This window comes from Starkeya sp. ORNL1 (genome assembly GCF_012971745.1).
GTDB lineage: Bacteria > Pseudomonadota > Alphaproteobacteria > Rhizobiales > Xanthobacteraceae > Ancylobacter.
In genome coordinates, this window is record NZ_CP048834.1 from 4,421,844 (window position 1) to 4,443,940 (window position 22,097).

General features: G+C 67.7%; 19 protein-coding genes. 9 read left to right on the forward strand and 10 right to left on the reverse strand.

Annotation, left to right across the window (positions count from 1 at the left end; translation table 11 throughout):
* Positions 1–7: 7 nt before the first annotated feature.
* Complete coding sequence (locus G3545_RS21020; protein ID WP_170015348.1) at positions 8–505, forward strand: class I SAM-dependent methyltransferase; 498 nt, start codon at positions 8–10, stop codon at positions 503–505.
* Here the strand turns inward: G3545_RS21020 and G3545_RS21025 are convergent.
* From G3545_RS21025 to G3545_RS21045, 5 genes are all read right to left on the reverse strand, one after another.
* Positions 502–2,457 (reverse strand): glycosyltransferase, encoded by a 1,956-nt coding sequence (locus G3545_RS21025; RefSeq protein WP_170015350.1) that lies wholly within the window; start codon positions 2,455–2,457, stop codon positions 502–504. The two genes, G3545_RS21020 and G3545_RS21025, sit on opposite strands and share 4 nt — an antisense overlap.
* A complete protein-coding gene (locus tag G3545_RS21030; protein ID WP_170015352.1) occupies positions 2,454–3,569 on the reverse strand; it encodes a glycosyltransferase family 4 protein in 1,116 nt (371 codons plus the stop codon). Before G3545_RS21030 ends, G3545_RS21025 begins: the two co-directional genes overlap by 4 nt.
* Before the next feature lie 3 nt (positions 3,570–3,572).
* Positions 3,573–4,904, reverse strand: a complete 1,332-nt coding sequence (locus G3545_RS21035) for a glycosyltransferase (RefSeq protein ID WP_246702507.1) — start codon at positions 4,902–4,904, stop codon at positions 3,573–3,575.
* A gap of 1 nt (position 4,905) precedes the next feature.
* The gene (locus G3545_RS21040) at positions 4,906–6,045 is read right to left on the reverse strand and encodes a glycosyltransferase (protein WP_206151308.1); all 1,140 of its coding nucleotides are present in this window, start codon (positions 6,043–6,045) and stop codon (positions 4,906–4,908) included.
* 409 nt (positions 6,046–6,454) lie between these two features.
* The gene (locus tag G3545_RS21045) at positions 6,455–7,183 is read right to left on the reverse strand and encodes a GyrI-like domain-containing protein (protein WP_170015356.1); all 729 of its coding nucleotides are present in this window, start codon (positions 7,181–7,183) and stop codon (positions 6,455–6,457) included.
* Between the two features lie 167 nt (positions 7,184–7,350).
* Here G3545_RS21045 and dapF point away from each other — a divergent pair, with 167 nt between their 5' ends.
* The 4 genes from dapF (at position 7,351) to G3545_RS21065 (ending at position 11,174) form a co-directional block, all read left to right on the forward strand.
* Positions 7,351–8,232 carry a diaminopimelate epimerase gene (dapF, locus tag G3545_RS21050; protein WP_170015358.1) on the forward strand — a complete coding sequence of 294 codons (882 nt, stop codon included), beginning with the start codon at positions 7,351–7,353 and terminating at the stop codon, positions 8,230–8,232.
* A complete protein-coding gene (mtaB, locus tag G3545_RS21055) occupies positions 8,232–9,494 on the forward strand; it encodes a tRNA (N(6)-L-threonylcarbamoyladenosine(37)-C(2))-methylthiotransferase MtaB (RefSeq protein WP_170015360.1) in 1,263 nt (420 codons plus the stop codon). Before dapF ends, mtaB begins: the two co-directional genes overlap by 1 nt.
* 16 nt (positions 9,495–9,510) lie before the next feature.
* The gene (gene ftsY / locus G3545_RS21060; RefSeq protein ID WP_170015362.1) at positions 9,511–10,449 is read left to right on the forward strand and encodes a signal recognition particle-docking protein FtsY; all 939 of its coding nucleotides are present in this window, start codon (positions 9,511–9,513) and stop codon (positions 10,447–10,449) included.
* A gap of 98 nt (positions 10,450–10,547) precedes the next feature.
* Positions 10,548–11,174 carry a septation protein A gene (locus G3545_RS21065; RefSeq protein WP_170015364.1) on the forward strand — a complete coding sequence of 209 codons (627 nt, stop codon included), beginning with the start codon at positions 10,548–10,550 and terminating at the stop codon, positions 11,172–11,174.
* Positions 11,175–11,307: 133 nt separating this feature from the next.
* Here G3545_RS21065 and G3545_RS21070 read toward each other — a convergent pair whose 3' ends face one another.
* Complete coding sequence (locus G3545_RS21070; protein ID WP_170015366.1) at positions 11,308–12,351, reverse strand: aldo/keto reductase; 1,044 nt, start codon at positions 12,349–12,351, stop codon at positions 11,308–11,310.
* 74 nt (positions 12,352–12,425) lie between these two features.
* On the reverse strand, positions 12,426–13,046 hold the full coding sequence (locus tag G3545_RS21075; protein ID WP_170015368.1) for an arylesterase: 621 nt from the start codon (positions 13,044–13,046) through the stop codon (positions 12,426–12,428).
* A 109-nt stretch (positions 13,047–13,155) separates the two neighbouring features.
* Here G3545_RS21075 and G3545_RS21080 point away from each other — a divergent pair, with 109 nt between their 5' ends.
* The 3 genes from G3545_RS21080 (at position 13,156) to G3545_RS21090 (ending at position 17,424) form a co-directional block, all read left to right on the forward strand.
* On the forward strand, positions 13,156–13,875 hold the full coding sequence (locus tag G3545_RS21080) for an ABC transporter ATP-binding protein (protein WP_170015370.1): 720 nt from the start codon (positions 13,156–13,158) through the stop codon (positions 13,873–13,875).
* Positions 13,872–16,475: an FtsX-like permease family protein gene (locus G3545_RS21085; protein WP_170015372.1), complete on the forward strand. Its 2,604-nt coding sequence runs from the start codon at positions 13,872–13,874 to the stop codon at positions 16,473–16,475. The genes G3545_RS21080 and G3545_RS21085 overlap by 4 nt, the downstream gene beginning before the upstream one ends.
* A gap of 166 nt (positions 16,476–16,641) precedes the next feature.
* Complete coding sequence (locus tag G3545_RS21090) at positions 16,642–17,424, forward strand: Bax inhibitor-1/YccA family protein (RefSeq protein ID WP_170015374.1); 783 nt, start codon at positions 16,642–16,644, stop codon at positions 17,422–17,424.
* Between the two features lie 67 nt (positions 17,425–17,491).
* Here G3545_RS21090 and G3545_RS21095 read toward each other — a convergent pair whose 3' ends face one another.
* Positions 17,492–17,860, reverse strand: a complete 369-nt coding sequence (locus G3545_RS21095) for a lysozyme inhibitor LprI family protein (RefSeq protein WP_246702508.1) — start codon at positions 17,858–17,860, stop codon at positions 17,492–17,494.
* Positions 17,861–17,927: 67 nt separating this feature from the next.
* Entirely contained in the window at positions 17,928–19,046 is a 1,119-nt protein-coding gene (locus G3545_RS21100) for a site-2 protease family protein (RefSeq protein ID WP_170015376.1), read from the reverse strand.
* 247 nt (positions 19,047–19,293) lie between these two features.
* Between G3545_RS21100 and G3545_RS21105 the strand changes: the two genes are divergently transcribed.
* The gene (locus G3545_RS21105) at positions 19,294–20,490 is read left to right on the forward strand and encodes a hypothetical protein (RefSeq protein ID WP_170015378.1); all 1,197 of its coding nucleotides are present in this window, start codon (positions 19,294–19,296) and stop codon (positions 20,488–20,490) included.
* A 154-nt stretch (positions 20,491–20,644) separates the two neighbouring features.
* Here the strand turns inward: G3545_RS21105 and G3545_RS21110 are convergent, their stop codons facing one another.
* Positions 20,645–21,874 carry an argininosuccinate synthase gene (locus G3545_RS21110; protein ID WP_170015380.1) on the reverse strand — a complete coding sequence of 410 codons (1,230 nt, stop codon included), beginning with the start codon at positions 21,872–21,874 and terminating at the stop codon, positions 20,645–20,647.
* Positions 21,875–22,097: the final 223 nt, after the last annotated feature.

Below are 22,097 nucleotides of genomic sequence, written 5' to 3' on the forward strand. Positions count from 1 at the left end.
ACACTGCGTGTCCGGCCTTTCCCGCCTCGAGAAGACGCTGTTCCGCCTCGAGGCGCAGCGTGCGTGCCTTGCCTGGGCCTTTGCCGAGATCGCGGATCGCCCCGGTTTCGTGCTTGAGCTCGGCCTCGGCCTGGGGCGCACCTATGACCATCTGCGCCGGCATTTGCCGGGGCGCGATATCCTGGTCTTCGACCGGGTGAATGTCGCCCATGCGGACTGCCAGCCTACGGCCGACCAGCTGGTGCTGGGCGAGATCGAGGAGACGCTGCCGGCGCTGCACGGCAGGATCGCCGGCAAGGTGGTGCTGGCCAATTCCGATCTCGGCTCGTTCGACCGCGAATCCAACCTTGCGGTGGCGGCGATGTCGGCTCGGCTACTGCCGCCGGTGATGGCGGCCGGCGGCATTATCATGTCCGACCTGCCGCTCGAACTCGACGGCTTCACCGAGGTGCCGCTGCCGGCCGGTGCCCGCGAGGGCCGCTATTATCTCTATCGGCGGAATTAGGCCGGGACCGGGACGGCGAACACCTCGCGCGCGGCCACGAACCGCGCGCTGCCTGAGCCCGCCAGGCGCTCGAACACCTCGTCGAGGAAGCGGTCGATCCAGCCATCATGCACCAGATGGTGGGTGAGGATGCCGATCGGTTCCAGCGTACCGGCGGGGGTGGCGAGTTCCTCGTCGATGAGCCGCGCCAGCAAATGAAGCAGCTTCGCCTCGTCCTTCAGCCCGCCGCCGGTCTTCCAGGCGATCGGGTCCCAATGGCTGTTGATGGTGACGAGGCCGGCGGGGGCGCGCTCCGGGCTGCGGCGCTCATGGGTCGAGAGCCCGCTATAGCCGAGCTCTGGCAATGCTGCAGCAAAGCCAGGATCGATGCGGTTCCAGGGCGGCACGAACACCGGCAAGGCGCGCTCGCCGAAGATCTCGCCGATCCGTGACAGGCCGCGCGTGGCGTCGCCTTGCTTGTCTGGCGCGGGCCGGTCGACACCGAATTCCGAGGCCCGCGCGCCGGCTGGCGCATGGTTGCGATGAGCCCAGCCATGCACCAGCACGTCGACCGTCGGGTGGTCGGCGAGCCAGGCGGCGAGTTGCGGTGTCCCCCGCGCCGGAATGACCGCGAGCGCCGCCGGCACGCCCCAGCGCCGGGCGCGGGCGAGATAGGCGTCGAGGGCCGGGGTCGGCTCGATGGCGTCGTCGTCACGCAGCCAGAAATCGATGGTGCGACCTGAGGTGCGCGCCCGCACAAGCACGGCATCGAGTGCCCGCCAGGCTTCCGCGCGTGCGGCGGCGTTGTCGGCCGCAGCCGCAACCCGTTCCGCGGTGCGCTTCGCACCGCCGGCGCGGATCGCCGACCAGTCCGGGCGCGGCGCGGCGGTCAGGCCGGCGGCCTCGCGCGCCAAAGCGGCGCCGTCGAGTCCGTCGGTTTCCAGCACGCGGGCCAGCCCGCGCCGGGCGAGTTCGCCGGCGCGGATGGTCTGCTCCAGCTCATTTCCGGCGGCGAACGGTACCAGAATGGCGCGCGCATGCGCGGCGGCCAGGTCGAGCACCGTATTGTAGCCGGCCTGGCTGATGGAAAGTGCGGAACGGCCCAGCAGCGCCGGGAAGTCCGGCCGGGCGCGTTCGACCATCATGTGCGGTGGGGCCGCGGCCTCGAGCGTATCGAAGTCCGTAGCGGGTACGCCGTGGCCGACCAGCAGCCGCCACCGATGCGTGGTGACGAGCCGGGCGGCTTCGATCGCGGCGCGGCACAGCGGCAGGCTCGCCGCCGAGCCGCCGCCGGAGACGACGATCTCGTCCTGGCCGTCTGAGCCGACGGCCGCCACGGCCGCCTCGCCGTCATGGACATAGCCGGTCTCGATCAGCCGCCGCTCCAGGGCGGGGGGCGTCGGCCAGGAGGCGCTGAGCGGCACCACCGAGGTGTCGCCATGGAACAGCACGCCGTCGAACGATCGGGCGAGGCGCTCCAGCGCCTGGTCCGCCCGTTCCGGACGCGACGGCGGGTTCAGCACGTCGCGGATCGAGCACAGGATAGTCGGGCGCGGATCGCTCGCCTTGGCGCGCTCCAGCAGCGCGTCGAACTCGCCGGCCATGGCGCGGCGGCCGAACGGATAAAGCTCGACGATCAGCGCATCCGGGCGGATCGCCTCGAACGCCGCCAGCAATTCCTCGCCCCGCCGCGCCAGATAGGCGGCGTCCGCCACCGTGCCGTCGCTGGCGAGCAGGGTGCTGAAATCGGTGCCGACGCAATGCACGCTGGGCAATTGCACCAGCTCGCAGCTGCCGAGCCGTGCGGTCGGCACCGGCCGTCCTCCGGAGACGATGGTGACCTGCCAGCCTTCCGCGACCAAAGCGCGGCCGACCGCGGCCATGCGGGCAAGGTGGCCGACACCGAGCAGGTGCGTCACCACGATCATGGCGCGCTTTGGCGTCATATTCGGAGGTGTCTGCGGGTCGCTCATGCTGCTGGCCTCGGTATGCCGGCGGTGTCCAGTGCCGCTTCCAATGTGCGCTGCGCCGCCTCGATGGTCCGCTCCTCGCTGGCGAAGCGCCAGGCCGCGTGAGCGTAGCGCGTGCGCAGCGACTCATCATCGGCGAGTCGGCGGATCGCGCCGGCATAGGCGTCGATATCGCCGCGCGGCGCCAGTATGCCGGTCTCGCCATCGCGAATCACGTCGGGCACGCCGCCATTGTCGCCGGCGATGCAGGGCAGGCCGTGCGCCTGCGCTTCCAGATACACCGCGCCATAGGCCTCGCCGACGCCCGGCCAGACGAAGAGATCGGCATCGCGGTAGAAGCGGGCGAGCAGGGTGCGATCCTCGATCATGCCGTGGAATTTCACCTGATCGCCGAGCGGCGCGAAGGCGGCGTGTACCTCCTCGCGTGTCGGGCCGTCGCCGATCATGTCGAGCCGAAACGGCCGGCCGAGCCGGGCGAGGGCCTCGGCAAGCTGGTGGTGGGACGCTAGCTTGTTGCCCGGACGCATCATCGCCACGTTGACCAGCCGAAGTTCACCTTCCCGTCGGGGCGCCGGCGGCCCGGCCAGCGGCCAGTCGGCGAGGTCGAAGAACGGCTTGAGGTCGGCTATGCGCTGACCGGCGGGCTTGAAGCGTTCGACCATCTCGCGGTCGCGCGTCGTCAGATTGAGCACGAGGTCGGCGGCGTCTATGGCGCGCTCCGCCAGTTCGTGGCCCCGCGCGAACGGGCCCTCGCTGCGGCGTGGCGACCGGGTCGCCTCGGCCGCCACATAGGACACGCCGAGCTGTGCCGCCAGGCGTGGGCCGATCAGGTCGGGCGCCTTGTAATAGAGGTGATAGGTGAAGACGCAGGCGATCTGCCCGCTCGTGGCCGCCTGCTCGCCGAGGATGCGGTGCAACTCTATCTCGGCAGCGTCTTCCAACTCCTGCCAGCGCTCGGCGGAAGGTTCTTTCGTGCGGGTGGAGAGCTTTGAGGCCAACTCGACCTGATAGCCGACACGGCCGAGCAGCCGGAAGAACAGGCGCGCCATGGCCCGGTCGCCGGACGGCAAGGGATGGTCGGGCGCCTTCATCGGCGCCAGGAAAAGGCAACGCATGGCTCAGGCCTCGCCGGCCTCGGCAACCGCGGCGATCGGCCGTTCCTCGCGCGTCGGCGCACGAACCGTGCGCGCCTCGGCCGCGGCACCGCCGGTCAGCAGCCCGGCGAGACGGTCGATGCCGGCCTCGAACGAGAAGCCCGACCGGACGCGCTCATAGGCCGCCGCCCCAAGCCTTGCCCGGCGCGCCGGGTCGGCGATCAGCGTGGCAAGGCTGTCCGCCAACGCGGCCACATCGCGCGGCTCCACCAGCAGGCCATTCGTGTCGTGCTCAATGAATTCCGGTACCCCGGCAAAGCGGGTCGACACCACCGGCAAGGCCTGCGTCGCCGCCTCCATGATGACATTGGGCAGGCCGTCGCGGTCGCCGTCCGCGCCCTGCCGGCTCGGCAGCACGAACAGCTCCGCTGCACGCAGCGCCTCGATCACCTTGCCCTGCGGCAGGCTCCCGCGCCATTCGATGCGGTTGGTGAGGCCGAGGCGCTCGGCCTGCGCCTTCAGGGCCGGCAGCCGCTCGCCGCCGCCAATGTGGGTGAAATGCCAGTTCAGATGCGCCGGCAGGCGGGCGAGGGCGTCGATGAGATCGTCGAAGCCCTTCTTCTCCACCGCACGGCCGACCGCGACGATGCGCACCGGCCGAGCCGGATCGCTGCCGTCGCGCGCCTCGGGCAGCGGCGGCGGGGGAAATCGGCCGAGATCGAGGCCGTGGTAGATCAGCGCGATGCGGCTGCCGTCGACCGGCGCGGTGACGCGCCTGAGCTCGGCGAGACCGTCTGCGGTGCAGGTGGTGCCCCAGCCGGCATCCGCGATCTTCTCGTGATGCTCCCAGGCCGGCGTGGTCCAGATGTCCTTGGCATGGGCGGAGAACGAGAAGCTGCGGCCGGTCAGCAGCGAAGCGTAGCGGGTGACGGAGCCCGGCGTGTGCAGGAAATGCACATGCATGTGCCGGATCGCCGGGTCGATCTCGCGCGCCAGCACGAAGGCCTGGCCGAGGCGGCGCAGCCGGTTCGGCGTCGGGTCGCGCCCGAGGTCACGCGCGAACACCTTCAGCGCCGGCCACCAATCCAGCCGTCTGAGGGCATGGACCATGCCGCGCCACACCCGGCGGGGATCGTCGTGCAGATATTCCGGCAGATAGAACAGCCGCGCCGTGATCGCCTCGTGCATCGGGTGCACGTGGCGATCGGTCGGCCGGCGCAGCGACCAGATGTCGAACTGGAAGCCGCGGCGCTCCAGTTCCAGTATCTCCTGCGCGATGAAGGTCTCCGACAGCCGCGGATAGCCCTTCAATACGATGGCGATGCGTGCCGGAATGCCTGAGGGGTCCGCGGGCACTTCAGCCCCCGGTTCCCGCGCCGCTACCGCGCCGCGCCTGCCCGCGCTCCAGCATGGGGGAGAGATAATTGGCGATCTGAGCGTGGCCGTCGAGCATGTCGTGGGACATGGCGGCGGAAGGCGGCTGCTGCGCGCACAGCGCCGTCAGCGCCGCCGCCATCTCCATCGGATCGCGCGTCGAGGCGCCATGCTCCACCGGATCGGTCAGCATGCGCATCAGGCCGAGATCAGCGGCGCGCTGCGCGCGAATGGTCTGTTCGAGCCGCGGGCGGGCACGCGGCACCAGCAGCGCCGGCTTGTCGAAGGACAGGATTTCGCAGAACGTATTATAGCCGCCCATGGCGACCACGGCCGCGGAGCGGTTCATCAGGCGCTCGATCTTCGGGTCGAAGGTGAGGCCCTCCACATTGGGCAGGCGGTCGACGCGCTCGGCGAACTGGGTGCGCTGCGTGGTCGACAGGAACGGGCCGTATGCGATCACTGCCGGCAGCGGGATGTTCGGATCGGCCTCATAGGCCGAGATCACCCAGTCGATCAGCCCGGCGCCGTCGGCGCCGCCGCCGGTGGTGACGAGGATGAAGGGCCGCTTGGCGAGCTTCGGATATTTCACCGCGCTCATGCCGCCCGGCACGGTGCGGCGCAGATAGCCGGTATAGACGATGCAGGTGCGCATTTCCGCCGGTAGCGGAATGGCGTCGAGCGGCCGGTAGAACTCTTCCGAACCATAGACGAGGATGTCGTCATAATAATCGGTGAGGGTGCGGATGGCGCCCTTGTCGTGCCATTCGGCGCGGACCGTGTCGGGATCGTCCAACACGTCGCGCACGCCGATCACGCGGCGCGTGCCCATCTCGGCGAGCACGTCCAGCGTCGGCACCAGCTCGCCGCGGAAGCCGGTCGGCTCCTTGTCGGAGATGAAGATGTCCGGCCGGAAGGATTCCGCGGCCTGGCGGATCAGCGCTTCACGGATCCTGGTGACCTCGGACAGCTCCATGCGCAGATTGGCGCCGCTATAGGAGCCGTCGACATTCTTGGTGACGCTCGGCACGTGAACAAAGTCGATGCCGGGGCCGAAATTGAAGCTGCCCGCCAGCGACGACCCCGAAAGGATGAGGATCGACAGGTCGCGATGTTCTTTCACCAATGAATTGGCAATAGCCCGGGTCCGGCGGATGTGTCCCAAGCCGAACGTATCGTGGCTATACATCAGGATACGCGGCGAGCGCGCGGGTTTAGAAGATGTATCCATTCGATCAAACGTCATTCCGCTAGGGGATGGCATCAGCACTTCCAAACCGTCATGGTCAGCATATACGTGCTTGGCGCTGAGCGCCATTTCTCCCGCAGCGCAGCGCGAGAACAGAGAGGCACGGGTCCCTAACGTTAACGCCCGGCGCCGCCGGATGCCACGCCCTCTTTGGAGGTATGGCGCGTTCCACGCGAAATCTTGAACGCAAGGTATCAGAGTATGAGGAGCGCGTCAGCATGCTCGCGCCGTCAAAGCGTTGCGTCGGCTCAAAATCCAGAGGCAATGGCGGTTCGCGGCGGAATCACTTCAGCGGGACATAGATATCGATGACGAGGTCGTCCTGAGAGGTGGTACGCGGATCGCTGCGATATTCCTCGATATAGAGATCCTGCGCCTCGAGATCCTTGGCATCGAGCAGGTTGGCGATCTGCTCATAGGTCGGGTCCATCGCGTCATAGGAGCCGCGATGGGTGAAGCGCAGCGCCTTGCCGGCCGGCGAGGCCGCCAATTCGAACTGCACGCTCGGCTTCTCGGTGGTGGCGCCGCTGAAGGGAATTGCCGCCTCGAAATCAAAGCCGGCATCGTCGGTCGAGGTGTAGATGATCAGCGGCGGGCCGGAGGGCTTCAGCTTCAGCCGGGTCAATTCGGCATCGACCTCCTTCAGCGCCGTGACGATGCTCTGGAAACCCTCGTCCCAGCCGCTCTGGCCGCGCTTCTGCAGCACCGGGGTCGGCTTCATGTCGACCGATTCGCCGAACCCGTCGGGCTTTTCGAGCGGATTGATGGGCGTCGCAGCGACCCCTGCATTATCCTGAGGTGCCGCCGCCGCGGGCGGCACCTTCTGGGTGTCGACGCCCTTGGGATCGACCACCGGTGGCGATGTCATCTCGGCATCGGGCGCCGCGGCAGGCGGCGCCTGCTGTGCGGGTGGCGGGGGAGGTTCGGAAGGCGCCTGCGCGGCGAGCGGAGCGCCGGCGGCGAGCAGCGCGATGAGCGCGAGCGGCAGGGTCGAGCGAAGCAAACGGATCATCGTGTCACCGGGGGGCGCGAGACGGGACGGTTCTAGCATTCCGCCGCGCCGCCCGCGACGGGCATGTCGACGCCGCGCGCAACAGATTGGGTGGCACTGGCCTTGTCGCATCGCTTCGCCATATAAGGTCCCAACCCAACGCTTCCAATCGCCTCACACGTCCGAGAATGACAGCGCTCGCAGACCGCCCCTTTATCAAGATGAACGGCCTCGGCAACGAGATCGTCGTGCTCGATCTGCGCGACGCGCCCATTGCCGTGCCGCCGGCGGAGGCGCGTGCGCTGGCGCGGCCGGAGGTGCTGCCATTCGACCAGATCATGGCGCTCTATCCTCCACGCGTTGCGGGCACCGAAGCGTTCGTGCGCATCATCAATGCCGACGGCTCGGAGGCCGGGGCCTGCGGCAATGGCACGCGCTGCATCGCGCTCTATGAGGCCGGGCGAATCGGGCGCAATCATGTGCTGTTCGAAAGCATCGCCGGCCTGCTCGACTGCGTCGTGACGCCTGAGGGCGTGACCGCCGATATCGGCCGCCCGCGTTTCGGTTGGGCCGAAATCCCGCTGGCGGAGGAATTCGCCGATACCCGCGCCATCGAATTGCAGATCGGCCCGATCGACGCGCCGGTGCTGCATTCCCCCTCCGTGGTGAATGTCGGCAATCCCCACGCGATCTTCTGGGTCGAGAATGTCGAGGCGCATGATCTCGGCCGTTTCGGCCCGCTTTTGGAAAATCACCCGATCTTCCCCGAGCGCGCCAATATCTCGCTGGCCCAGGTGGTCTCGCCCGGGCACATCGTCCTGAAGGTGTGGGAGCGCGGCGCCGGCCTCACCAAGGCTTGCGGCTCGGCTGCCTGCGCCGCCGCCGTGTCCGGCGCCCGCACCGGCCGCACCGGCCGCAAGGTCCGCGTGACCTTGCCGGGCGGCGACCTCTTCATCGATTGGCGCGAGAGCGACGACCACATCCTCATGACCGGCCCGGCCGAGTTCGAGTTCGACGGAAAGCTGACGCCCGCCATGCTCGGCGAGCCGGCGGCGAGCGGCGCCGCCTGATGTCGATCGAGGTCTTAACCTTCGGCTGCCGGCTCAACACGCTCGAATCCGAGGCGGTGAAGAATGCCGCCAGTGCCGCCGGCCTGGAGCGCACCGTGGTCGTCAATACCTGCGCGGTCACGGCCGAGGCGGTGCGGCAGGCCAAGCAGTCGATCCGCCGGCTGAAGCGCGAGGATCCGGAGCGGCGCATCGTCGTCACCGGCTGCGCGGCGCAGACCGAGCCGGGGACCTTCGCCGAGATGGACGAGGTGGCCCGCGTCGTCGGCAATGCCGACAAGGCCAAGCCCGAGACCTGGGCGCTTGCCCGGCAGGCATTCGACTTCGGCATAGGTGGCGAGGAGAAGGCGGTCGTCGGCGACATAATGAGTGTGCGCGAGACCGCCTTGCACCTCATCGAAGGGATGGAGGGGCGCACCCGCGCTTTCGTGCAGGTGCAGAATGGCTGCGATCACCGCTGCACCTTCTGCATCATCCCCTATGGCCGCGGCAATTCCCGCTCGGTGCCGATGGGCGAGGTGGTTGCCCAGGTTCGCCGGCTCGTGGAGAACGGCTATTCCGAAGTGGTGCTCACCGGGGTCGACCTCACCTCCTACGGCATCGGATTGCCCGGCGCGCCGAAGCTCGGGCAATTGGTGCGCACGCTGCTGCGCCATGTGCCGGAACTGCGCCGGCTGCGCCTCTCCTCGATCGATTCCGTCGAGGCCGATGACGACCTCGTCGCCGCCATCGCCGAGGAAGAGCGGCTGATGCCGCATCTGCACCTCTCGCTGCAGGCCGGCGACGATCTGATCCTCAAGCGCATGAAGCGCCGGCATTTGCGCCGCGACGCCATCGAATTTTGCGCCAGGCTGCGGCGTCTCAGGCCCGACATCGTGTTCGGCGCCGACATTATCGCCGGCTTTCCCACCGAGACCGAGCCGCATTTCCGCAATTCGCTGCGCCTGGTCGACGAATGCGGCCTGACTCACCTCCATGTCTTCCCGTTCTCGCCGCGCAAGGGCACGCCGGCGGCGCGCATGCCGCAGCTTGCCCGCGAAGCGATCAAGGAGCGTGCCCGCCGCCTGCGCGAGAAGGGCGCGGAAGCCTTGCAGCGCCACCTCGCCGGCGAGATTGGCCGCCGTCGCGCGGTGCTGGCGGAGACCGAGGGCATGGCACGCACCGAAGCCTTCACGCCGGTGCGGCTGGTCCGCCCGCTCGTTGCCGGCACGATTTCCGACGTTCGCATTGCCGGCCATGACGGCGCCCGGCTGATCGCGGCATGAGCCAGCAAGGCTATCGATGAGCGACACCGAGAACGCCCGCCCGAGCTTCTGGAAGCGCCTGACGCAGGGCCTGACCAAGACCGCGTCCGGACTTTCCACCGGCATCACCGACCTCTTCACCAAGCGCAAGCTCGATGCCAGCACGCTCGAAGACCTGGAAGACGTGCTGATCCGCGCCGATCTCGGCGTCGAGACCGCGGCACGGATCGCGGAAGCGGTCGGCAAGGGGCGCTACGACAAGTCGATCGAGCCCGATGAGGTGCGCTCCCTGATCGCCGCCGAGATCGAGACGGTCCTGAAGCCCGTCGCGCACCCGCTGGTGTTCGACGCCGCGGCCAAGCCGTTCGTGCTGTTGATGGTCGGGGTCAACGGCTCGGGCAAGACCACCACCATCGGCAAGGTCGCGGCACAACTGCGCGCCCAGGGCAAGAAGGTGGTGCTCGCCGCCGGAGACACCTTCCGCGCTGCCGCCATCGAGCAGCTCAAAGTCTGGGCCGATCGCACCGGCGCCGTCGTCGTCGCCCGCGAGCCCGGGGCGGACGCCGCCGGCGTCGCCTTTGACGGGCTGGCCAAGGCCAAGGCGGACGGCGCCGACGTGCTGATCGTCGACACCGCCGGCCGCTTGCAGAACCGCGCCGAGCTGATGTCTGAACTCGAGAAGGTGGTGCGCGTTCTCAAGAAGCAGGAGCCGGCCGCGCCGCACGCGGTGGTGCTGGTGCTCGACGCCACGGTTGGCCAGAACGCGCTCTCGCAGGTCGAAGCGTTCCGGCGGGTGGCCGGGGTGACGGGACTGGTGATGACAAAGCTCGACGGCACGGCTCGTGGTGGTATTTTAGTCGCCATTGCCGCCAAGCACGGACTACCGGTGCATCTGATCGGGGTCGGAGAAGGTGTGGACGACTTGGCTCCCTTCGAGGCACGGGACTTCGCAAGGGCTATTGTGGGGCTGGACTGAGCCTGGGGCTCTGAACACGATGCCGCGCGCTCGCGCGCTATTGCCTTGATCCTGCCGCCGGAAGACGCCACAAGGCGACCAACACAGGATTGTTGCTGATGACCGAAGCTACCGTGCCGGGGACCGAGACCTCCAAGACCCCCGCCCGCACCATGCACCCGCTGCTCAAGTTCGTGCTGGAGATGGGCCCGCTGGTGATCTTCTTCATCGCCAATGGCCGTGGCGGCATCTATGTGGCGACCGGCGCCTTCATGGTCGCCACCTTCGCGGCGCTGGCACTGATGTGGATCATCGCCCGCAAGATCGCGGTGATGCCGCTGATCTCGGCGGCCGTGGTGCTGGTGTTCGGCACGCTCACCATCGTCCTGCAGGACGACCACTTCATCAAGCTGAAGCCGACCCTGGTGAACGCGCTGTTCGGCATCGCGCTGCTCGGCGGCATGGCGCTGAACAAGCCGCTGCTGCCTTATGTGCTGGGCGACGTGTTCCATATCGATGCCGAAGGCTGGCGCAAGCTGACCATTCGCTGGGGCATCTTCTTCATCGTCATGGCGGTGCTGAACGAGATCGTCTGGCGCTCGGTCTCGACCGACACCTGGGTGGCGTTCAAGACCTTTGGCTATCTGCCGCTCACCTTCGTGTTCGCCCTGCTGCAGGCGCCGCTGCTGACCAAGCACGCGGTAGAGACCGAGACCGACGAGGTCGCGAAAGCCCCGGCGGAGTAGGCTTTTCCTACTTCCCATCAAGCGTCATCCCGGACGGCCGCAGGCCGATCCGGGATCGTAAGAAGGTGATGCGCGGGACTTCACGCGATCCCGGCTCTGCGCTTCGCTTCGACCGGGATGACGGCCTATGTGATCAAGGACAAGGGTTCCCCACCCGCTGGTGCACGGCGTCGATCTTCGCCTCCAGCTCCTTGGTCACCACCACATCCGTGGCACCGATATCCGCCTTCAGCTGCTCCATGCTGGTGGCGCCTAGGATCACCGAGGTCATGAAGCTGCGCGACAGCGCGAAGGCGATCGCCAGCTGCGAGGGATCGAGCCCGGCCTCGCGGGCGATCTCCAGATAGGCGTCGATAGCTTCCTCGGCCCCGAGGGTCTCGTAGCGCTGGCCGCGATTGAACAGCGTGGTGCGGGCGCCGGGCGGGCGCGCGCCCTTCTGGTACTTGCCGGTGAGATAGCCCTGCGCCAGCGCCGAATAGGCCAGCAAACTGACATTCTCGCGCATCGAAATCTCGGCGAGGGCAACCTCATAGGTGCGGTTCAGGAGGTTGTAGGCGTTCTGGATCGAGGCGATGCGCGGCAGGCCCCTTGCCTCGGCCTCGGCCAGATAGCGCATGGTGCCCCAGCCGCTCTCATTGGAGATGCCGATGTGTCGCACCTTGCCCGCGCGCACCAGGTCACCGAGCGCGGCGAGCGTCTCCTCGATCGCGACCTCGTCGCCCTCATGGTGCTTCCAGCGGGTCGGGTTGGAGCCCCATTGAACCGGCCGGCCGGGAAAATGCACCTGGTAGAGGTCGATATAGTCGGTGCCGAGCCGCGCGAGACTCTTGTCGACGGCCTCATGCACGTGGGCACGGTTCGGCCGGGTCGGCGAGCCGTCATTGCGCAGCCAGGTCGCCTCGCCGCGGCCGGCGACCTTGGTGGCGAGGATGATCCTGTCGCGATTGCCGCGCGCCCGCATCCACGCGCCGATGATGCGCTCGGTCGAGCCCTGCGTCTCCGGCCGCGGAGGAACCGAATACATTTCCGCGGTGTCGACGAAATTGACGCCGTGATCGAGCGCATAGTCGAGCTGGGCGTGTCCTTCGGCCTCGGTGTTCTGCTGGCCGAAGGTCATGGTGCCGAGGCAAAGTGCACTCACCTCGAGCCCGGTGCGGCCGAGAGGACGATATTGCATGGATGAGATCCGGAAGGTTCTGTGGCGGGCAATTGATTGCTTGATACGCCCGCAAATACCCGCCGGACAAGCCCTCAGCCCGGTTTGCCCTCCGCGATCTGCGCCAGGAACGCCTCCACCGCCGGCAGCATGCGGGCGACGATGATGTCGACACCCTGCGCCAGCGGGTGGATGCCGTCGGCCTGGTTGAGCTTCACGTCGCCGGCGACGCCGTCGAGAAAGAACGGATAGAGCGGCACGCCATACTTCTTCGCCAGCGCCGGATAGATGGTGTCGAAGCGCTGCTTGTAGGCCGCCCCCATGTTCGGCGGCGCCAGCATTCCGGTGAGCAGCACCGGGATGCCGCGTGCCTTCAGCCGCGCCAGCGTGTCGTCGAGCGCCTTCTCGGTGATCGCCGGATCGAGCCCGCGCAGCGCGTCATTGGCGCCGAGCTCGAGGATCACGCCCTGCGTGCCGTCGGGGACCGACCAGTCGAGGCGGGCGAGCCCGGCGGTCGCGGTGTCGCCGGAAACCCCTGCATTCTCAATCAAAATATCGTGTCCGCCGGCCTTGAGCGCGGCTTCCAGTTTCGCCGGAAAGGCCTGGTTTGCCGGCAGTCCGAGCCCCGCGGTGAGGCTGTCGCCAAAGGCGACGAGGCGTATCGGCTCGGCGCGCGCCGAAGTCGCGCCCCAAACCAGTGCGAAAGCCAGCAGCATACCCAGCGTCAGGAGGGCGTGCCCGTGCCCCTTTCGCGACGGGTGCGCTGCACCATATGGTGCGGACCCGAATGTGGCGCGGCTAAACAAGGCGAACCAAGCGAAAGCCATGCAGGCGAACTCCTCCAGCAGCTCTGAGCCCGCCATCCGCCTTAACAAGGTGGAACTTTCCCTCGGCAGCGGCGCGGCGCGCGTCCATATCCTCAAAGGGGTGTCGCTGAATATAGGCCGCGGCGAGGCGGTTGGCCTGGTCGGGCCGTCCGGTTCCGGCAAATCGAGCCTGCTGATGGTGCTTGCCGGGCTGGAACGCGCGGATTCCGGCACGGTGACGGTGGCCGGGCAGGAACTCACCGGCTTCTCCGAGGACGCGCTGGCGCGGTTCCGTGGCCGCCATGTCGGCATCGTGTTCCAGTCCTTCCATCTGATCCCGACCATGACGGCGCTGGAGAATGTCGCGGTGCCGCTGGAACTCGCCGGCCGCGCCGACGCCTTCGCGCGGGCGGCGGCGGAACTGGCGCTGGTCGGCCTCGGCGAGCGGCTCGACCATTATCCCGCCCAGCTCTCGGGCGGCGAACAGCAGCGCGTGGCGCTGGCCCGCGCCCTGGCGCCGGAGCCGGCGATCCTCGTCGCCGACGAGCCGACCGGGAACCTCGACGAGGCGACCGGCTTGCAGATCATGGATCTCTTGTTCGCCACCCAGGCGCGGCGCGGATCGACGCTGGTGGTCGTTACCCACGACCTCAACCTCGCCAAGCGCTGCGATCGCGTGGTGCGGCTGCGCTCCGGCCATATCGAGCCGGATATGGCAGATGAGGCCGTGCCGGCATGACGTTGCTCGCCCGCGAAGCCACCGATGCCGGTGCGCCGGCCTTCTCTGCGCCCGGCGTGCTCGCCAAGGCGCGCATCGCGGCCCGTTTCGCCCTGCGCGAGTTGCGCGGCGGGGTGCGCGGCTTCGGCGTGTTCCTCGCCTGCATCGCGCTCGGCGTCGCCGCCATTTCCGGCGTCGGCTCGTTCTCGCGCGCGCTCACCGACGGGCTGGCCCGCCAGGGTTCGACGCTGCTCGGCGGCGATGCCGCCTTCACGCTGGTGCAGCGCGAGGCGACGCCTGCCGAATACGCACTGCTGAGCGGCGCGGGCAAGGTCTCGACCGTCGCCACGCTGCGCGCCATGGCGCGGACCGGGGAAGGCGACGCACTAGTCTCCACCCTCGCTGAGGCCAAGGCGGTCGACGGCCTCTATCCGCTGACCGGCGCCCTCACGCTCGACCCCGCTTTGCCGCTAGCCGACGCACTGGCGGCCAAGGATGGCGTCTATGGCGCGGTGGTCGATCCGATGCTGGCGGAGCGGCTGAACCTCAAGCCGGGCGGTGTCTTCCAGATCGGCGACGCCAAGCTGCGGCTCAGCGCGCTGATCGAGAAGGAGCCGGATTCGCTCGCCACCGGCCTCGGCTTCGGGCCTCGGCTGATGATCTCGCAGGATGCGCTCAAGGCCTCGAACCTGCTGCAGCCCGGCAGCCTGGTGCGCTGGCACTATCGGGTGAAGCTCAATGACCCCACCCGGCTCCACGCCTTCCTCGACGCGGTGAAGGCCGGCGCACCGGAGGCCGGCTTCGAGGTGCGCAGCCGCGAGGCCGCCGCCCCGCGGCTGGAGGACAACGTCAAGCGCTTCACCCAGTATCTCACGCTGGTCGGCCTCACCGCGCTGCTGGTCGGCGGCGTGGGCGTGGCGAACGCAGTGAAGAGCCATCTCGACGCCAAGCGCGGCGTCATCGCCACCTTCAAGACACTCGGCGCACCGGGCGGCATGGTGTTTTCGATCTATCTGATCGAGGTCGGCCTCATCGCCGCCGCCGGCATCGCCATCGGACTGCTGGTAGGCGCGGCATTGCCGTTCATCATCACCTGGGCGTTCGGTTCGCTGATCCCGATACCGATCGACCCTTCGGTGCAGCCCGCGGCCTTGGCGCTGGCCGTCGCCTATGGCGCACTGATCGCGCTCGCCTTCGCGCTCTGGCCGCTCGGCCTTGCCCATGACGTGCCGGTCTCGGCGCTGTTCCGCGACCATGTCGATGGCGGACGCACCCGGCCGCGCAAGCTCTATGTCGCGCTCACCGGTCTTGCCGCCGCGACGCTGGCGGGGCTTGCGGTCGCGGTCTCCGACGAGCCGCGCGTCGCCATCTATTATCTGGTCGCCGCGGTCAGCGTGCTGATTGCGCTGCGTCTGGTGGCGGTCGGCATCATGGCGGTGGCCCGCCGCCTGCCGCGTCCGAAGGCGACCAGCGCGCGGCTCGCGCTCGGCAATATCCACCGGCCCGGCGCGCTGACCCCGACCGTGGTGCTCTCGCTCGGTCTCGGCCTGACGCTGCTGGTGACGCTCGCCCTCATCGACCGCAGCCTGACGCGCGAACTGACGGCGAACCTGCCGAAGCAGGCGCCGAGCTTCTTCTTCCTCGACGTGCCGAGCACCGACGAGGACCGCTTCGCCACCTTCCTCAAGACGCAGGCGCCTTCGGCCGATGTCGAGACCGTGCCGATGCTGCGCGGTCGCCTGCTCACCATGGGCGGGCGCAAGGTCGAGGATATCACTCCGCCGGCGGAGTTCGCCTGGGTGCTCTCCTCCGACCGCGGCATCACCTATTCGCAAAGCGTGCCGGAGGGCTCGAAGCTCACCGCCGGCGAATGGTGGCCGGCCGACTATGCCGGCCCGCCGCTGGTGTCGTTCGAGCGCGAGATCGCCGACGCCTTCGGCCTGAAGATCGGCGACACCGTCACGGTAAATGTGCTGGGCCGCGTCATAACCGCGAAGATCGCCAATTTCAGGCAGGTGGAATGGGAGCGGCTCGCCATCAATTTCGTCATGGTGTTCTCGCCCAACACCTTCCGCGGCGCCCCGCACACCGCACTCGCCACGCTCAGCTTCCCGGACGGTGCCGGAGATGCGCAGGAGCGGGCGGTGGCGCGGACTGTGGCGAAGGATTTCCCGGCGGTGACCGCGGTGCGGGTGAAGGAGGCGCTGGAGCAGTTCGGCGAGCTGGTCAGCCAGCTGGTGCTGGCGATCCGCGGTGCCAGCCTCGTCACGCTGCTCGCCAGCGTGCTGGTGCTGGCCGGCGCGCTCGCCGCCGGGCACCATCACCGGGTCTATGATGCGGTGATCCTGAAGACGCTCGGGGCGACGCGGGCGCGGCTGATCGGCGCCTATGCGCTGGAATATGCCGTGCTCGGGCTCGCCACCGCCGTGGTCGCGGTCGGCGCCGGCACGCTCGCCGCCTATGTGGTGGTGACGCAAGTCATGAAGGCGGGCTTCGCCTGGTCGAGCGGGGCGGCGCTCGCCGCGGTCGCGGTGGCGCTGGTGCTCACCGTCGGATTTGGCCTCGTCGGCACCTGGCGGGCGCTCGGGCAGAAGCCGGCGCGCATATTGCGGGATCTTTGAGGGCGCAGTTTTCCTCTTACCTACTGACGTAGCGTCATTTCTGACGCAAAGTTCACTTGCGGGTACGCCCGCACTTGCCCATATTCCCGTAGGAAATCCCGCTCGGTCGTGGGCATAGGGTCTGCGACGCGGGGCGTACCAGGGACTTTCGAGAGGATCCGACACGATGTCCGATTATGATCGCAACGTCGCCCAGCCGCGTTTCGGCACGACGGTGACGCGGACGGAGGCCGCGATCGACCAGGGCCTCCGCTCGTATATGCTCAGCGTGTACAACTACATGACGCTGGGGCTCGCCATTACCGGCGCCGCCGCGCTCGGCATCTATATGCTGGCCGTCTCCGACGTCGCCACGCAGTATGCCATCGGCCGCGGCATCTACCTCACCCAGTTCGGTTACACGCTGTTCGTCAGCCCGCTGAAGTGGGTGGTGATGCTGGCGCCGCTTGCTGCGGTGTTCTTCCTCAGCTTCCGCGTCAACCGCATGAGCGTCCCCGCCGCACAGGCCGTGTTCTGGCTCTATGCCGCGCTGGTGGGCGTCTCGCTGTCGACCATCTTCCTCGTCTACACCCATGACAGCATCGTGCGGGTGTTCTTCATCACCGCGGCGACCTTCGGCGCGCTGAGCCTCTACGGCTACACCACGCCGCGCAGCCTGTCGGCGATGGGCTCGTTCCTGATCATGGGCCTGTTCGGCATCATCATCGCCAGCCTGGTGAACATCTTCCTCGGCTCGACGATGCTGCAGTTCATCATCTCGGTGGTGGGCGTCCTGGTGTTCGCTGGCCTCACCGCCTACGACACCCAGCGCATCAAGGAGATGTACTTCGCCGGTGACGACAGCGTCATCATGGGGCGCAAGGCCATCATGGGCGCGCTGACCCTGTACCTGGACTTCATCAACCTGTTCATGATGCTGCTCCAGCTGTTCGGCAATCGCGACGAGTGATTGCCCGGCGGCAGCCCGGAACAAGCGAAGGCCCCGGCATCCGCCGGGGCCTTTTGCTTTTGGTCTCTCAATAGGGGCCGCGGCTGACGATCTGCTGGAAGCCGGCCTTCAGCGCACCGATGCGCTGGGCATAGGCCGAGCGCAGGCAGCCGACATCGCCGCCGCACAGCCGGCGCTGCGCCAGCCACGCCCGCTGCGCGTCCTGCAGGGCACCGGCGCCGCCCATCGGCAGTAGCGCGCGCAGCATCTCGTAGCGCACCGACATATCGACATCGGCATCGTTGAGATCCGGCGTGCGGCAGATGGCGATCTCGTCCGGAGCCGATGCTTGCGAGCAGGGGAAGCTAGCCGCGTGGACCGCCGACGGGCCAGCGCTCACCATGCCGGTGGCGATGATCAGTGCCGCCGCCAGCCGTCCTGCCATTACTTCAGCCACGCCACCCTCCCGCACCAGCTTTGCTTGAGCCCGACCCTAGCATTGCCATGGCACTGCCAGAAGACGGTCAGGCCGCGGGTTTGCGGCCCCAGGGACCGAAGCGGCCCTCCGGCTGGGCGGCGCGCAGCATCATCATCTCGCCGACGTTCTCCGCCGTGAGCAGCCCGACCAGCCGGCCGGTGGCGTCGAGCGCGCCGATCGCCGGCGCCCGGCTGGTGGTGAGCAGCTTGAGCGCCGCGTCCAGCGAGGAGCGGGTGGCGACGGTGGGGATATCGCCGGTCATCGCGTCCAGCACGGGCGCATCGGGCCCGGCCTGCTGCAGCGCGCGGATCATCGAGTCGCGGGTCAGCACGCCGCGCAGGTGCCCGGCGCCGTCGACCACCGGGAATTCCTTCTGCGTGGTACGGATCAGTGCCTCCGCCGCCTCGCCGACGCTTGCCTGCGGGCCGAGGCTCTCGAAATGCGTGATCATCGCATCTTCGACCAGCACGCCGCGCGCCGCCTGCTTCAGCTGCACCTGTCCGGCCTCGCCGGAGGCGGCGAGGAAGACGAAGATGGCGATGATGATCAGCATCGGATTGCCGCTGAAGATGCCGAGCAGGCCGAGGCCGACCGCGAGCCCCTGGCCGATCGAGGCCGCGGTCTGTGTCGCCTGGGCATGGCCCATCTTCATCGCGAGCAGCGCGCGCAGCACGCGCCCGCCATCCATGGGGAAGGCGGGGATGAGATTGAACACCACGAGGAAGATATTGGCGCCGGCGAGCTTGGCCAGCATGCCGACCTGCGGGTTCTCGATATCGTGGAGATGTTCGACCCCCGTGGTGCCGCCGAGGATGAGGATCAGCACCAGGGCGATGACCACGTTCACTGCCGGCCCGGCAAGCGCCACGATCAGCTCCTCGGAGGGCTTTTCCGGGATGCGCTCGAGGCTTGCTATGCCGCCGAACGGCCAGAGCGTGACGTCCGAGGTCTTCACGCCATAGCGCCGCGCGGCGAAGACGTGGCCGAACTCGTGCAGCACCACGCACAGGAACAGCAGGGCGACGAAAATGACGCCTTCCCAGGCCGCGCTGGTGCCGCCGCGCTGGTAATAAGCCACCCAGATCCAGACCAGGAACAGGAGGAAGGTGACGTGGATACGGACCGCCGTGCCATAGACATTGGCGACGGTGAGCGACCAGGGCATGGGCGGACTCCTGATGGATACGCGGGCGGGCGAACCTTAGAGCAGTTTGGGCGAAAGCTGAATGACCGCCTGGCCCTGGCTGGCACCCAACTCTTTGATCGGCGGGACTTTCTCATTCCGCCTCGCGGCTTCGCCGCGGCAACTCGCCCAGACCTGCCATAAGTCTCGGTCAAACCGGCAGGGTATGCTGGAAATGCACGTATCGGTAGAATAGTCTTGCCCGGCGGGAACAGTGTGCGGGGGCAGCATGTCCGACGTGCAGGCACTTGATGCGGTGGAGGCGGCAGCCGCCGACACCGCCGTGAACCCGGTTCCGCCCGACGGCAAACGGCGCGCCATCGTCTTCATTCCCGGCCTGAAGCGCGTCGAGCGCAATGCGCGGCGCCGCGAACTGGTCGAGAACCTTCTCGTCAATGAGCAAGTCCCGCTTCGCCGCTCGGGCGATGACGATTCCGCCGAGATCAAGATTCCCGGCGCAGCGGGCGTCCGGCTCCGTGCGACCGGCATGCGCGCCAATGGCAAGATGCCGGGCTTCGAGACGCTCGACGTGTTCGAAGCCTATTGGGTCGACCAGTTGCCGGCAGACGCGGAGCAGAAGCCGTTCGTCCGGGTGACGCGTGGTCTCTCGCTGCTCGCCTATTGGCTGGTCAGCCCGCTCTGGCGCGCCTTCTCCTCAACGACCTGGCAGATCACCGCCGGCCTGCTGTTCGGCGGCGTTGCGCTGGTGGTGTGGTATCTGTCCATCCTCATCACCGTTGCCGGCCTGTGGCTCAAGCAGCCGCCCGAGCAGATCGGCGAGATCGTAACTGTCGCGGGGTCCGGCTTCGGCACCTGGCTGAAGGGCGCGGCGACCTGGCTGGTGGAATGGAAGGCGTGGCCGCTGATCGCCTTCCTCATGCCGATCACGCCGGTGATGGTGGTGGTCGATCATGCCCAGGCTGTGAAGACGCTGCTCACCAACGCGCTTGCCGGTGCAGCCGTCGGCCGGCGCAGCCTGGCGCGCAAGGCGGTGGGCGACGTGCTGTCCGCCGTCGCCGGGCAGGATGCCGATGCTGGCGAGCCGGCCTATGACGAGGTGATCATTCTCGCCCACAGCTTCGGCACCGTCATTCTCATCGATCTGCTGGCCGACTGGCCGCACACCGACGATTTCCGCCGGCTCAAGGTGGTGACGCTCGGTTCGCCCGAGAGCGTCCTCGCCGTGCGATCCAACTGGCTCCGCGCGGAGACGGCCAAGGTGCTTGCGGCAAAGCCGGTGTTAAGCTGGGTCGACGTGTCCAGCGCCAATGACTATCTCAGCGCGCCGATTGACGGCCATGCCGCCGCCTATGGCGAAGAAGCGCGCCTCGTCATTCCGCCGGAACGCGGATCAATGCCCTTCACCAGCAGCGCGCACGATGCCTATGTCTCGGCGCCGGAGGTGTTGCGGCTGCTGCTCCAGTAAGGACGAGCGGACATTGTCGCTCTCCTTCCGCAAGCGTCATCCCGGACGGCCGAAGGCCGATCCGGGATCGCGAGGTAAGATGTTGCGCGGGACGTCACGTCATCCCGGCTCTACGCCCTTCGGGCTTCGGCCGGGATGACGGAAAGGGGGAGACTCAGCTCCCGATCTTGCGCGCCCGGCTGCCGAGGGTGCGCAGGCGCAGGGCGTTCAGCTTGATGAAGCCGGCGGCGTCGCGGTGGTCGTAGGCAACCGCGCCTTCCTCGAAGGTGACGAGGTCCTGATTGTAGAGCGAGTAGGGCGAGGAGCGGCCGACCACCTCGACATTGCCCTTGTAGAGCTTGATGCGGACCTGGCCGGTGACGAATTCCTGGCTCTTGTCGATCAGCGCCTGCAGCATCTCGCGCTCCGGCGAGAACCAGAAGCCGTAATAGATCAGCTCGGCATAGCGCGGCATGATCTCGTCCTTCAGGTGCGCGGCACCGCGGTCGAGCGTGATGCTCTCGATGCCGCGATGCGCCTGCAAGAGGATGGTGCCGCCGGGGGTCTCATAGACGCCGCGCGACTTCATGCCGACGAAGCGGTTCTCTACGAGATCGAGCCGGCCGATGCCGTTGGCCTTGCCGAGCTCGTTGAGCCTGGTCAGCAGGCTGGCGGGCGAGAGCTTCTCGCCGTCGATGGCGACCGGGTCGCCCTTCTCGAAATCGACGGTGATGTAGGTCGCCTTGTCGGGCGCGGCTTCCGGGGAAATCGTGCGCTGATAAACGTATTCGGGCGCTTCCTCGGCCGGATCCTCCAGCACCTTGCCCTCCGAGGAGGAGTGCAGCAGGTTGGCGTCGACCGAGAACGGGGCCTCGCCGCGCTTGTCCTTGGCGATCGGGATCTGGTGGCTCTCGGCGAATTCGAGCAGACGGGTGCGCGAGGTGAGGTCCCATTCGCGCCACGGCGCGATCACCTTGATCTCCGGCTCCAGCGCATAATAGGCCAGCTCGAAGCGCACCTGGTCGTTGCCCTTGCCGGTGGCGCCATGGGCGACGGCGTCGGCGCCGACCTTGCGGGCGATCTCGATCTGTTTCTTGGCGATCAGCGGGCGGGCGATCGAGGTGCCGAGCAAATACAGCCCCTCATAGAGCGCATTGGCCCGGAACATCGGGAAGACGTACTCGGAGACGAATTCCTCGCGCACATCCTCGATGAAGATGTGTTCCGGCTTGATGCCGAGCAGTTCGGCCTTCTTGCGCGCCGGCTCCAGCTCCTCGCCCTGGCCGAGATCGGCGGTGAAGGTCACCACCTCGCAGCCATAAGTGGTCTGCAGCCATTTCAGGATTACCGAGGTGTCGAGACCGCCCGAATAGGCGAGCACAACCCGCTTGACGTCGCTAGCCATGTCATATTCCGCACGAGAGAGCCGAGGGGCACTGGAGCCCTATCTTGTCGCCCGGATGGAATTATCCGGGCGACAAGATAGGGCTCCAGATTCAATACGCGGAGCATGTTCTGATCGCAAAAGTCTTCCAACTTTTGCGGAACATGCTCTAAAGCGCGCGGACTATAGGGATGGCGCGGACGGACGCAAGCCCGCGAGGGAATCGGGCGCCGCCCAGGTGGCG